The 13,597-nt window shown below is 56.6% G+C and carries 11 protein-coding genes; 7 read left to right on the top strand and 4 right to left on the bottom strand.

The features are described from left to right. Positions 1-215 precede the first annotated feature (215 nt). Positions 216-761 (bottom strand): oligoribonuclease, encoded by a 546-nt coding sequence (gene orn, locus INF61_RS16235; RefSeq protein WP_003855965.1) that lies wholly within the window; start codon positions 759-761, stop codon positions 216-218. 107 nt (positions 762-868) lie between these two features. On the opposite strand from orn, the gene rsgA reads away from it, so the two are divergent. The 3 genes from rsgA (at position 869) to mscM (ending at position 6,330) form a co-directional block, all read left to right on the top strand. Then, positions 869-1,921 (top strand): small ribosomal subunit biogenesis GTPase RsgA, encoded by a 1,053-nt coding sequence (gene rsgA, locus INF61_RS16230; protein WP_003855964.1) that lies wholly within the window; start codon positions 869-871, stop codon positions 1,919-1,921. A 97-nt stretch (positions 1,922-2,018) separates the two neighbouring features. Then, positions 2,019-2,987, top strand: coding sequence for an archaetidylserine decarboxylase (gene asd, locus INF61_RS16225; protein ID WP_026080660.1), 969 nt, complete (start codon positions 2,019-2,021; stop codon positions 2,985-2,987). Positions 2,988-3,006: 19 nt separating this feature from the next. After that, positions 3,007-6,330 (top strand): miniconductance mechanosensitive channel MscM, encoded by a 3,324-nt coding sequence (gene mscM, locus INF61_RS16220; RefSeq protein ID WP_017694680.1) that lies wholly within the window; start codon positions 3,007-3,009, stop codon positions 6,328-6,330. Between the two features lie 36 nt (positions 6,331-6,366). Here the strand turns inward: mscM and yjeM are convergent, their stop codons facing one another. Next, a complete protein-coding gene (gene yjeM, locus INF61_RS16215) occupies positions 6,367-7,866 on the bottom strand; it encodes a glutamate/gamma-aminobutyrate family transporter YjeM (protein ID WP_193547915.1) in 1,500 nt (499 codons plus the stop codon). Positions 7,867-8,043: 177 nt separating this feature from the next. After that, entirely contained in the window at positions 8,044-9,021 is a 978-nt protein-coding gene (gene epmA, locus INF61_RS16210; RefSeq protein ID WP_015572459.1) for an elongation factor P--(R)-beta-lysine ligase, read from the bottom strand. A 310-nt stretch (positions 9,022-9,331) separates the two neighbouring features. Between epmA and frdA the strand changes: the two genes are divergently transcribed. Genes frdA through frdD form a run of 4 tightly spaced genes read left to right on the top strand, consistent with a single transcriptional unit; the run spans position 9,332 to position 12,625 of the window. After that, positions 9,332-11,122: a fumarate reductase (quinol) flavoprotein subunit gene (frdA, locus tag INF61_RS16205; protein WP_047718199.1), complete on the top strand. Its 1,791-nt coding sequence runs from the start codon at positions 9,332-9,334 to the stop codon at positions 11,120-11,122. Beyond that, on the top strand, positions 11,115-11,849 hold the full coding sequence (gene frdB, locus INF61_RS16200; protein ID WP_032620819.1) for a fumarate reductase iron-sulfur protein: 735 nt from the start codon (positions 11,115-11,117) through the stop codon (positions 11,847-11,849). The genes frdA and frdB overlap by 8 nt, the downstream gene beginning before the upstream one ends. Positions 11,850-11,859: 10 nt before the next feature. Beyond that, a complete protein-coding gene (frdC, locus tag INF61_RS16195) occupies positions 11,860-12,255 on the top strand; it encodes a fumarate reductase subunit FrdC (protein ID WP_017383964.1) in 396 nt (131 codons plus the stop codon). Between the two features lie 10 nt (positions 12,256-12,265). After that, positions 12,266-12,625, top strand: coding sequence for a fumarate reductase subunit FrdD (gene frdD, locus INF61_RS16190; RefSeq protein WP_000609653.1), 360 nt, complete (start codon positions 12,266-12,268; stop codon positions 12,623-12,625). 29 nt (positions 12,626-12,654) lie between these two features. Here frdD and ampR read toward each other — a convergent pair whose 3' ends face one another. Next, a complete protein-coding gene (gene ampR / locus INF61_RS16185) occupies positions 12,655-13,530 on the bottom strand; it encodes a LysR family transcriptional regulator AmpR (protein WP_003855952.1) in 876 nt (291 codons plus the stop codon). Positions 13,531-13,597: the final 67 nt, after the last annotated feature.

The following is a 13,597-nucleotide window of genomic DNA, read 5'->3' as shown; positions in this document are numbered from 1 at the left end:
CCAACTGAGCTATTCCCGCAAATCTGTACTGCTTTTGTTGCTGTCGTAACGTGTAATTCTCTGTCGTTACGGGAGGCGCATTATACGAGAAATCCGTTTAGCTGCAACCCCCCTCAAAGCGATTTTTTTGAAATTCAGTTCAAGTGCTTATTTAATCAGCAAGCTGAACAATTTAGCGACAAAAACCCGGCCACGCAAGGCGCCGGATCGCAAAATCAGAGCTTAATAAAGTTTTCGCGATAGTACGCCAGCTCCGCAACAGACTCACGGATGTCGTCCATCGCCTGGTGCGTCCCCTGCTTTGTAAAGCCGTCGAGAATTTCCGGTTTCCAGCGGCGGGCCAGCTCTTTCAGGGTGCTCACATCCAGATAGCGGTAGTGGAAGTAGGACTCCAGCTCCGGCATGTACTTAAACAGGAAACGACGATCCTGACCAATGCTGTTGCCACAGATAGGCGATTTTCCTGCTGGCACCCACTGCTTCAGAAATTCAAGCGTCGCCAGCTCCGCTTCGCGGTCGCCCAGGGTGCTGGCCTTCACGCGTTCCACCAGCCCGCTGCCGGTATGGGTACGCACGTTCCACTCATCCATCAGCGCAAGCTGGTCATCGGACTGGTGCACGGCAATCGTTGGGCCTTCCGCCAGAATATTGAGATTGGCATCGGTGACCAGTGTGGCGATCTCAATAATGCGATCGCGCTCGGGATCCAGGCCGGTCATCTCCAGATCGATCCAAATCAGGTTGTTTTCGTCCGCGCTCATGTTATTTTCCACCCTTCTCGCATAACCGGCAGTAGCAGGTTAACTAGTATTAATTAGAGTGTATCATAGAGGTTTTGCCCGCTACGGGCGACCAGGAGCCAGCGCGATTGAGTAAAAATAAACTCTCCAAAGGGCAGCAGCGCCGCGTGAATGCAAATCACCAGCGCCGTCTTAAAACCACTACGGAGAAGCCCGATTACGACGACAACCTGTTTGGCGAAGCGACAGAAGGCGTTGTGATTAGCCGCTTCGGCATGCACGCCGATGTCGAATCCGCCGACGGGGATATCCACCGTTGCAATATCCGTCGCACCATCCGTTCCCTGGTGACCGGTGACCGCGTGGTCTGGCGTCCAGGCAAAGAGGCGGCGGAAGGGGTAACGGTTAAAGGTATCGTTGAAGCCGTGCATGAACGCACGTCGGTTCTGACCCGTCCGGATTTCTACGACGGCGTGAAGCCTATTGCCGCCAACATCAACCAGATAGTGATCGTTTCAGCGATTTTGCCTGAGCTTTCGCTCAATATTATTGACCGTTATCTGGTGGCCTGCGAAACGCTACAGGTTGAGCCGCTCATCGTGCTGAATAAAATCGATCTGCTGGATGACGAGGCCATGGCCTTTGTAAATGAGCAGATGGATATTTACCGCAACATTGGCTATCGCGTGTTGATGGTTTCCAGCCGCACCAAAGATGGCCTGAAGCCGTTAGAAGATGCGCTGACCGACCGCATCAGCATCTTTGCGGGGCAGTCCGGCGTAGGTAAATCGAGCCTGCTTAACAACCTGCTCGGCCTTCAGCAGGAGATCCTGACCAACGATGTGTCTGACGTCTCGGGCCTGGGCCAGCACACCACCACTGCCTCACGTCTCTATCACTTCCCGCACGGTGGCGATGTGATTGACTCCCCGGGCGTGCGTGAATTTGGTCTCTGGCACCTCGAGCCGGAACAAATCTTTAACGGATTTGTCGAATTCCATGACTATTTAGGCGCTTGCAAATACCGCGACTGTAAACATGACAACGATCCGGGCTGCGCTATCCGCGAAGCGGTAGAGAACGGAGAAATTGCGGAAACCCGTTTCGAAAATTACCACCGTATTCTCGAAAGCATGGACCAGGTAAAAACGCGTAAAAACTTTTCTGATTCTGATAACTGACAACTAAGCTAAGCGTCGCTAAAATCGTCCCCTTTTTTTAGGTTCCGGCAGCGTAATGCCGGATCAGGAACGACAAAACAATGGCCTGGAGGCTACCTTGTTAAACTCATTTAAACTTTCGCTTCAATACATTCTGCCGAAACTGTGGCTCACTCGCCTGGCGGGCTGGGGCGCGAGCAAACGAGCGGGCTGGCTGACCAAACTGGTCATCGACCTGTTCGTGAAATACTACAAGGTCGACATGAAAGAAGCGCAGAAGCCGGATACGGCAAGCTACCGCACCTTCAACGAATTTTTTGTGCGTCCGCTGCGCGACGAAGTGCGCCCGCTGAATACCGACCCGAACGTGCTGGTGATGCCAGCGGACGGCGTGATCAGCCAGCTGGGTAAAATTGAAGACGACAAAATTTTGCAGGCGAAAGGCCATAACTACAGCCTGGAAGCGCTGCTGGCCGGTAACTACATAATGGCCGATCTGTTCCGTAACGGGACTTTCGCGACCACCTATCTCTCCCCACGCGACTACCACCGCGTGCATATGCCGTGTAATGGTATTCTGCGCGAGATGATCTACGTGCCGGGGGATCTGTTCTCTGTAAACCACCTGACGGCGCAAAACGTTCCTAACCTGTTTGCCCGTAACGAGCGCGTCATCTGCCTGTTTGATACTGAGTTTGGCCCAATGGCGCAGATTCTGGTGGGTGCTACCATTGTAGGCAGCATCGAAACCGTCTGGGCGGGCACCATTACGCCGCCGCGCGAAGGCGTGATCAAGCGCTGGACCTGGCCTGCCGGCGAAGAAGAAGGTTCTGTGGCCCTGCTGAAAGGTCAGGAAATGGGCCGCTTCAAGCTGGGCTCAACGGTCATCAACCTGTTCGCACCGGGCAAAGTTAACCTGGTCGACGAGCTGGAAAGCCTGTCCGTGACCAAACTCGGCCAGCCTCTGGCAGTATCGACGGAGGTCTTTGTGACGCCAGAGGTTGCGCCTGCCCCGTTGCCGGAAGAAGAGATCAAAGCCGAGCACGACGCCAGCCCGCTGGTTGACGACAAAAAAGACGAAGGCTAACAACAGAAGGATCGCTGACGTGCGCCCGATTATCGTATTACTGATGGCCTGGTGCCTCAGCATGGGGGCGTACGCAGCGACGGCCCCCGACGCCAAACAGATAACCCAGGAGCTGGAGCAGGCAAAAGCGGCGAAACCCGCTCAGCCGGAGACCGTTGAGTCACTCCAGTCTGCACTGAACGCGCTTGAGGAACGAAAGGGTTCCCTTGAGCGCGCGCAGCAGTATCAGCAGGTTATCGACAACTTCCCCAAACTCTCTCAGACCCTGCGCTCGCAGCTAAACAACCTGCGCGATGAACCACGCCAGGTCCCCGCGGGGATGACGTCCGAGGCGCTGAATCAGGAGATCCTGCAAGTCAGCAGCCAACTGCTGGAAAAAAGCCGTCTGGCGCAGCAGGAGCAGGAACGGGCGCGTGAAATTGCCGATTCCCTCAGCCAGCTTCCACAGCAGCAAACCGATGCCCGCCGTCAGTTAAATGAGGTGGAACGTCGCATCGGGACGCAGACAGGCAGCACACCGCAGAATCAGGCACAAAATCTTGGGTTGCAGGCGGAATCCGCCAGACTAAAAGCGCTGGTTGATGAACTGGAGCTGGCGCAGCTTTCCGCTAACAACCGCCAGGAGCTGTCGCGGATGCGTTCCGAGCTGGCGCAGAAGCAGAGCCAGCAGCTGGATGCGTATCTCCAGGCGCTGAGAAATCAACTCAACAGCCAGCGTCAGCGTGAAGCTGAACGTGCGCTGGAAAGCACCGAGTTACTGGCCGAAAACAGTGCTAACCTGCCCGACAGCATCGTCGCCCAGTTTAAGGTTAACCGCGAGCTTTCTGCCGCGCTGAATCAGCAGGCGCAGCGCATGGATTTGGTGGCCTCGCAGCAGCGTCAGGCCACCAATCAAACCCTCCAGGTTCGTCAGGCGCTCAACACGCTGCGTGAACAGTCCCAGTGGCTTGGCTCGTCTAACCTGTTGGGCGAAGCGTTACGCGCGCAGGTGGCTCGTCTGCCAGAGATGCCAAAACCGCAGCAGCTTGATACGGAGATGGCGCAGCTGCGCGTTCAGCGTCTTCATTATGAAGATCTCCTCAACAAGCAGCCGCAAATCCGCCAGATCCGTCAGGCTGACGGACAGCCGCTCACCGGCGAGCAAAGTCGTATTCTGGAAGCGCAACTGCGCACCCAGCGCGAACTGCTCAATTCCCTGTTGCAGGGAGGCGATACGCTGATCCTTGAGCTGACTAAGCTGAAAGTCTCGAATAGCCAGCTGGAGGATGCGCTGAAAGAGGTCAACGAAGCCACGCACCGTTACCTTTTCTGGACGTCCGACGTGCGGCCGATGACCTTCGCCTGGCCGATTGAGATTGTGCAGGATCTGCGCCGCCTCATTTCGCTGGACACCTTCAGCCAGCTGGGCCTCGCCAGCGTAATGATGATAACCAGCAAGGAGACCATCTTCCCGCTGCTGGGGGCGCTGATTCTGGTGGGCTTCAGTATTTATTCCCGTCGTCACTTCACCCGTTTCCTTGAGCGCTCCAGCGCCCGAGTGGGAAAAGTAACCCAGGATCACTTCTGGCTGACGTTGCGTACTGTGTTCTGGTCAATTCTGGTCGCGTCTCCGCTGCCGGTGCTGTGGATGACGCTCGGATACGGCCTGCGTGAAGCCTGGCCCTACCCGCTTGCCGTCGCGATTGGCGATGGCGTGACCGCCACCGTTCCGCTGCTGTGGGTGGTGATGATTTGCGCCACGTTTGCGCGGCCAAATGGTCTGTTCATCGCTCACTTTGGCTGGCCGCGTAATCGCGTTGCGCGGGCGATGCGTTACTACCTGATGAGTATCGGGCTGATTGTGCCGCTGATTATGGCGTTGATCATGTTCGATAATCTCAATGACCGGGAGTTCTCCGGCTCGCTGGGACGGCTGTGCTTTATGCTGATCTGCGGGGCGTTAGCGGTAGTGACGCTCAGCCTGAAACGCGCCGGGATCCCGCTCTATCTCGACAAGACCGGCAGCGGCGATAACATGTTTAACCGTCTGCTGTGGAACCTGCTGCTCAGCGCGCCGCTGGCGGCGATGCTGGCGGCAGCGGTCGGTTATCTCGCCACGGCGCAGGCGCTGCTCGCCCGACTGGAAACGTCGGTGGCTATCTGGTTCCTGCTGCTGGTGGTCTACCATGTTATTCGCCGCGGCATGCTGATCCAGCGTCGTCGTCTGGCGTTTGACCGTGCCAAACACCGTCGCGCAGAAATTCTGGCCCAGCGCGCGCGGGGTGAAGAAGAGCCGAACCACGTCAACAGCACCGAAGGGACCACAGACGCCGATGACGTCGAACTGGATCTGGATGCGATCAGTACCCAGTCCCTGCGGCTGGTACGCTCAATTCTGATGCTGGTTGCCCTGCTGTCGGTGATCTTCCTGTGGTCGGAAATCCACTCCGCGTTTGGCTTCCTGGAGAACATCTCTTTATGGGATGTGACGTCCACGGTGCAGGGGGTCGAAAGTCTGGAGCCCATCACCTTAGGGGCCGTGCTGATTGCGATTCTGGTGCTGATCATCACCACGCAGCTGATCCGTAACTTCCCTGCCCTGCTGGAGCTGGCGCTGTTGCAGCATCTGGATTTAACCCCCGGCACGGGCTATGCGATCACCACCATCACCAAGTATTTAATCATGCTGTTTGGTGGGCTGGTTGGCTTCTCGATGATTGGTATCGAATGGTCAAAACTGCAATGGCTGGTTGCCGCCCTGACCGTAGGCCTGGGTTTTGGTTTACAGGAGATTTTTGCCAACTTCGTCTCTGGTCTGATCATTCTGTTTGAAAAGCCGATTCGAATTGGCGATACGGTGACCATCCGCGATCTCACCGGCAGCGTCACCAGGATCAACACCCGCGCCACCACCATCAGCGACTGGGACCGTAAAGAGATCATCGTCCCGAACAAGGCGTTTATCACCGAGCAGTTTATCAACTGGTCGCTGTCCGACTCCGTCACGCGTGTGGTGCTGACCGTACCCGCTCCGTCGGATGCCAACAGCGAAGAGGTAACGCAGATCCTCTATACGGCTGCTGAACGCTGTTCGCTGGTAATCGACAACCCGCCGCCGGAAGTGTTCCTGGTTGATTTGCAGCAGGGGATCCAGATTTTCGAGCTGCGTATCTACGCCGCCGAGATGGGACACCGTATGCCGCTGCGCCATGAGATCCACCAGTTGATTCTGGCTGGCTTCCGCGAGCACGGAATTGATATGCCGTTCCCACCGTTCCAGATGCGTCTGGAAACGCTGGACGGACGTAAGACGGGAAGAACGTTGACGTCAGCGGCGCGTACGCGCCCGGCGGGAAGTTTGTAATCCTTTCCCCCTCCCCGTCGGGAGGGGGTCAATCCTTTACGCCACTTCTGCTACACAGGCCGTCGAGCGACGACGGTAATGCTCATAAATCCCCATTGCCAGCAGCGAGAAGAAGATCGGTCCGCCAACCATCCACAGCGTGCTGTTCCAGTCATTTGCCTCAACCACGGGCTGAATGACGGTAAAGATATTGGCGAACGCGACGACCAGCACCACAACAGTGGTCGCCAGCAGCGTCGCCGCGCGGGTTTTGAAGATCACAAACGGCCGCTCCAGATCCCGCTTCGCCTTAAAGAACGGGAACGCCAGGGTCAGGAACAGATACGGAAGCGTCATCGATACGTTCGCCATCAGGGTCAGCTTGTTATAGAACGCCGACGCGGTATCACCGCCGAAGGACACCAGCAGAATGAACACGCACACCAGCAGGCACTGCATCCACATCGCGTTGGCAGGCATACCGGCAGCGTTCAGCTGCGTCATACGTGCGGGCCACAGCGCCTTTGGCGTCCCCTGAATAATCGCTTTCAGCGGCGAGTAGATCAGCGTGAAGAATGCGCCAGTATAGGCGAGGAACATCGACAAGCCAGTAATCCGCGCAAACCAGATCCCCAGGGTGGCCGGCGTTTCCGGCGCGAGATCCATGGCGTTGCCCAGCGTCACCCCCAGGCTTTTCATCAGCACGTAGGTAATGTTGCCGAGGTTGGTGGTGTTATTACTTAACATCTGCTGCCAGTTGGTGCTGACGCCCCAGAGGAAAATCGCCAGTGAGTAGCCAATGGAAATGACGATGGCGGCAAAGATAATGCCTTTAGCGAAGTTCTTTTCCGGATTTTCGGTTTTGTCGACCAGCCCGCCCACGGCTTCAATTCCACCGTAAGCAAAGATGGCAAACACCACAAAGGAGAGCATGGCCAGCCCGGACTGGTAACCCGGATTAGGCGATGAAACGAAGTTGACTTCCTGTGCGAAATGCCCGCCGTTCAGGCACAGAATAGCGATGCTGACCAGCAGCAGCACCAGGTTCAGGCACATCACGGAAATACCGCCAACGGCAGTGATACGGGCAATTTTGTTGATGCCTTTCGAGGCCACCAGGGTGACCACCACCATCCAGCACACTGCCAGAATACCGACCACCTGCGTGGAGCTCAGCCCCGCCAGAGACCAGACCTGCGTTTTATCCGCACCGAAGAGAAACGTTGAGAACGGCACCCAAACCTTGGCCGCCGTGCTGACCATCCAGACGACGTAGGATGAAAACCACATGAACGTACCGATAAACGCGTAACGGGGGCCGACGCTGTTGTTCATCCACGAATAGATGCCGCCTTCTTCTTTCCGGTACGCCGAGCCCATCTCCGCCATCATCAGCGCAAACGGGATAAAGAAGAACAGAGCGGAAACGATATAAAACGGCGTCGCGCTGTAGCCCATCAGATAAAACGCGGACGGGCTATTGGCAAAGCCAAAGACTGACGTAAAAATCATCAGAATGAGCCCGGTAAGGGTCATTTTTTTGAGTGAGTGAGACATATAACCATCCGAAACGGAATTAAACTGCGCGGATGGTAGCAGATGACCAGACAAACAATGTGGCTATCCGAGTCAAATTAAGAAAAAGACCCGTATAGAGAGAAATGAGCAGTTTTTAATGTGGCAGAGTTAAATGACCGAGTAGGCCGGGTAAGCGCAGCGCCACCCGGCATTTTTTCAGGCGCGATCGACCGTAAAGGCAATCACATCGCCCAGGTGCTCGGCACCCAGCGCCAGCATGACCAGGCGATCCACACCCAGCGCCACGCCGGAGCAGTCCGGCAGACCGGCTTTAAGCGCTTCCAGCAGATGAGTATCAATCGGCTGCTGCGGCAGACCGCGCGCGTTGCGCTTGCGGTTATCCTGCTCGAAACGCTGCTGCTGTTCGCGCGCGTCGGTCAGCTCGTGGAAACCGTTCGCCAGCTCGATGCCTTTGAAATACACCTCAAAACGCTCCGCCACGCGGTGATCTTCGGTGCTGATCTGCGCCAGTGAGGCCTGGCTGGCCGGGAAGTGATAGACAAACGTCGGACGATCTTTGCCAATCTGCGGTTCAACACCAAAGGTGAACAGCAGTTGCAGCAGCGTGTCGCGATCCTCTTCGTTATCCGCCACGTTGCTCAGATCCAGTTTTGCCGCCACTTCACGCAGCTGTGTTTTATCAGCCGACAGCGGATCGATTTCCAGATGGCGCTGGAAGGCCTGCTGATAGGAGAGCGTTTCAGCTTCCGCGCAATCCAGCACCTGTTGCAGCAGATCGTCAACTTCGTTCATCAGACGATACATGTCGTAGTGCGGGCGGTACCACTCCAGCATGGTGAATTCCGGATTATGGTGTCGGCCCATCTCTTCATTACGGAAGCTACGGCACAGCTGATAGACCGGACCACACCCGGCCGCCAGCAGACGCTTCATATGGTATTCCGGGCTGGTCATCAGATACAGATTCATGCCCTGAGAGTGGCCTGGGCCAACAAAACGGGTTTCAAACGGGACCAGATGAATATCCGTGACCGTCGCCTGACTCATGCACGGCGTTTCCACCTCCAGGACGCCGCGGTCGGCAAAGAAACGGCGGATCTCCGCCATAATTGCTGCGCGCTTTAGCAGGTTTGGAATGGATGCGCTCGGCTGCCAGGTGGCCGTTTCGCTCATGAGTTATTTCTCCGTTTTCAGACAAGGGCACGAAGTCTACTCGTAAGCCGGGGCAGAGACAAATTTTGCACAGTAAAAGTCCTTTTTCATTGCACAGAGAAATACTGTGACGCCATTCATTAATCACGATGATAAATCACCGCACAGAACAGCAAAAAAATCGAACACGTCAAATTTCCCTCACTTCTACGCGGTTATACTGTTTTACCCATAAAGGAGCAGTGGAATCGCTTCCGCAATCGCCCGTTCGGGCAGGTGAACGTCCTTTAGTTCATCCCGTTGCGGGAAAACAAAAATCTGGAGGAATGTCGTGCAAACTTTTCAAGCCGATCTTGCCGTAATAGGCGCTGGCGGGGCTGGATTACGCGCTGCAATTGCTGCGGCACAAGCCAATCCGAACGCTAAAATCGCATTGATTTCAAAAGTCTATCCGATGCGCAGCCACACGGTAGCCGCAGAAGGAGGATCCGCCGCCGTCGCGCAGGATCATGACAGCTTCGAATACCATTTCCACGACACGGTTGCAGGGGGCGACTGGCTTTGCGAACAGGATGTCGTTGATTACTTCGTGCACCATTGCCCAACGGAAATGACCCAGCTGGAACAGTGGGGATGCCCGTGGAGCCGACGTCCGGACGGGAGCGTCAACGTCCGCCGCTTCGGTGGCATGAAGATCGAACGCACCTGGTTTGCCGCCGATAAGACCGGCTTCCACATGCTGCACACCCTGTTCCAGACCTCCCTCCAGTTCCCACAAATCCAGCGCTTTGACGAACATTTCGTTCTCGACATTCTGGTCGACGACGGTCATGCGCGCGGACTGGTGGCGATGAACATGATGGAAGGCACGCTTGTCCAGATCCGCGCGAATGCGGTGGTGATGGCAACGGGCGGTGCGGGTCGCGTATACCGCTACAACACCAACGGCGGCATCGTCACCGGTGACGGTATGGGCATGGCACTCAGCCACGGCGTCCCGCTGCGTGATATGGAGTTCGTCCAGTATCACCCAACCGGCCTGCCGGGCTCCGGCATACTGATGACGGAAGGCTGCCGCGGTGAAGGCGGTATTCTGGTCAACAAAAACGGCTATCGCTATTTGCAGGATTACGGCATGGGTCCGGAAACCCCGCTTGGCGAGCCGAAAAACAAATACATGGAACTCGGCCCACGCGACAAAGTTTCTCAGGCTTTCTGGCACGAGTGGCGCAAAGGCAACACCATCTCAACGCCGCGCGGCGACGTGGTGCATCTCGACCTGCGTCATCTCGGCGAGAAGAAACTGCTGGAGCGTCTGCCGTTTATCTGCGAGCTGGCGAAAGCCTATGTGGGCGTCGATCCGGTGAAAGAGCCGATCCCGGTGCGTCCAACCGCGCACTACACCATGGGCGGTATCGAAACCGACCAGCAGTGCGAAACCCGCATCAAAGGGCTGTTTGCGGTGGGCGAGTGTTCCTCCGTCGGTCTGCACGGCGCAAACCGTCTGGGCTCGAACTCGCTGGCTGAGCTGGTGGTCTTTGGTCGCATGGCGGGCGAACGTGCGATGGAGCGTGCCGCAACGGCAGGTGAAGCTAACAGCGCGGCGCTGGATGCGCAGGTTGCAGACGTCGAAAAACGCCTGAAAGGCCTGGTGAACCAGGAAGGTAACGAAAACTGGTCGAAGATCCGCGACGAAATGGGGCTGTCGATGGAAGAAGGCTGCGGGATCTACCGTACGCCAGAGCTGATGCAGAAAACCGTCGACAAGCTGGCCGAGTTGCAGGAGCGCTTCAAACGCGTGCGCATCACCGACACCTCCAGCGTCTTCAATACCGATCTGCTTTATACCATTGAACTGGGCCACGGCCTGAACGTCGCAGAATGTATGGCCCATTCCGCCCTGGCGCGTAAAGAGTCCCGCGGCGCGCACCAGCGCCTGGATGAGGGCTGCACCGAACGTGACGACGTCAATTTCCTTAAACATACTCTCGCCTGGCGCGATGCGGATGGCACTACGCGACTGGACTACAGCGACGTGAAAATCACCACGCTGCCACCGGCGAAACGCGTGTACGGTGCAGAAGCAGAAGCCGCCGATAAGAAGGAGAAGGCGAATGGCTGAGATGCAAAAACTGAAAATTGAAGTGGTGCGCTACAATCCGGAAGTGGACGCCGCGCCGCACAGCGCTTTCTATGAAGTCCCTTACGACGAGCAAACCTCCCTGCTGGATGCGCTCGGCTATATCAAAGATAACCTGGCCCCAGACCTGAGCTACCGCTGGTCCTGCCGCATGGCAATTTGCGGCTCCTGCGGCATGATGGTCAACAAGGTGCCAAAGCTGGCGTGTAAAACCTTCCTGCGTGATTACACCAAAGGTATCAAGGTTGAAGCGCTGGGCAACTTCCCGATTGAGCGCGATCTGGTGGTCGACATGACCCACTTTATCGAAAGCCTCGAAGCGATTAAGCCGTACATCATCGGCAACCCGCGCACGCCGGATCAGGGGCCAAACACCCAGACGCCCGCGCAGATGGCGAAATACCATCAGTTCTCCGGCTGCATCAACTGCGGCCTGTGCTATGCCGCCTGTCCGCAGTTTGGCCTGAACCCTGAGTTCATCGGCCCGGCCGCCATTACCCTGGCGCACCGCTATAACGAAGACAGCCGCGACCACGGTAAAAAAGAACGTATGGCGCAGCTTAACAGCCAGAACGGGGTCTGGAGCTGCACATTCGTGGGCTACTGCTCCGAAGTGTGTCCGAAGCACGTCGACCCGGCCGCCGCCATTCAGCAGGGAAAGGTGGAAAGCTCGAAAGACTTTCTTATCGCTACCCTGAAACCACGCTAAGGAGTGCATGATGACGACTAAACGCAAAGCCTACGTGCGGCCAATGCCGTCCACCTGGTGGAAAAAACTGCCGTTTTATCGCTTCTATATGCTGCGTGAAGGCACGGCTGTTCCCGCGGTCTGGTTCAGCCTCGAACTGCTGTACGGGGTTTATGCCCTCAAGCACGGCCCGGAAGCCTGGGCCAGTTTTGTGGGCTTCCTGCAAAACCCAATCATCGTTGTGCTGAACCTGATTGTGCTCGCCGCCGCGCTGCTTCATACCAAAACCTGGTTTGAACTGGCGCCAAAAGCAGCGAACATCATTGTAAAAGGCGAAAAAATGGGGCCAGAGCCGGTCATTAAAGGGCTCTGGGCAGTGACGGCAGTTGTCTCTGTGGTCATTCTGTTTGTCGCACTGTTCTGGTAAGGAGACTACTGTGATCAATCCAAATCCAAAACGTTCAGACGAGCCGGTCTTCTGGGGGCTGTTTGGCGCAGGCGGCATGTGGAGCGCCATTATTGCCCCGGTCATTATCCTGCTGGTCGGGATCATGCTGCCGCTGGGGTTGTTCCCGGGCGATGCGCTGAGCTATGAGCGCGTACTGGCCTTTGCGAGCAGCTTTATTGGCCGCGTGTTCATCTTCCTGATGATCGTCCTGCCGCTGTGGTGTGGTCTGCATCGTATCCACCATGCGATGCACGATCTGAAAATCCATGTGCCAAGCGGTAAATGGGTCTTCTACGGTCTGGCGACCATTCTGACGGTCGTCACGTTGATTGCCGTGGTCACCATCTGACTGAACAGGCCCGCCATCCGGCGGGCTTTTTACTTTTTCATCTTCTCCACCAGCCACCGGGAAAATTCGCGCATGGCTGGCGTTTCTGCCCGGGACTGCAATCGGGTCAGCCAGTAGCTGCCGAGCTCAATCTGCGTCGCAAAGGGCTGCACAATGCGCTCGCTGGCTAACAGATGGGTAAACATATCGACAGGCGCAATAGCAATACCCACCCCTGCCTGAGCGGCCTCCAGCATGGTCACGGACGAATCAAATACCATCACGCGGTGCGTTGGCGAAGGGGGATGCTCGCCGGCCGCCTGCATCCACGCGGTCCACTCGTCGCGTCGGTAGGAGCGCAGCAGCGTAAACCTGAGGATGTCGGCCGGACTGTGCAGACTGGCGGCAATATCAGGCGTACACAGCGGCGCGAGCGGCGCATGACAAAGAAATTCAGCCTCGGTACCGTGCCACGCCCCGCCACCGTAGCGGATCGTATAGTCAAGCCCTTCGGCAGCCGGATCAACGCGGTTGTTATGGGTGGAAAGCTGAAGATCGATGTGTGGGTAGCCACGGCGAAAATCCTCCAGCTGCGAGAATAAGACCCCGGTGGCAAACGTACCCACCACGCCGATTTTCAGCTTCTCCTGCGCACGATGGTTAGCGAAGCGATCCAGCATTCCGGCTATACGATCGAACGAATCATTCAGCACCGGCAGTAAATTTTCGCCCTCGGTAGTCAACATCAGCCCGCGCGACACGCGAACGAACAGCTGACAGTTCAGGTGCTGCTCCAGCGTTTTCACATGCTGGCTAATAGCCGAATGCGTCACGTTCAGTTCAATGGCCGCATGCGTAAAGCTGAGATGTCTTGCGGCGGCCTCAAAAGCCCGAAGCGAATTGAGGGGTAGATAGCTTCGCGTCATGGTCGCTTCCGTTAGAAAAATTAACAGCTAATGCTAAATTTAACCGTTTGTCAGGCACTGTCAAATC

It is taken from the genome of Enterobacter cloacae complex sp. P18RS, from assembly GCF_014982105.1.
GTDB lineage: Bacteria > Pseudomonadota > Gammaproteobacteria > Enterobacterales > Enterobacteriaceae > Enterobacter > Enterobacter hormaechei_C.
The sequence above is the reverse complement of the archived record's forward strand: the minus strand, read 5'-3'. Positions and strand labels throughout refer to the sequence as shown.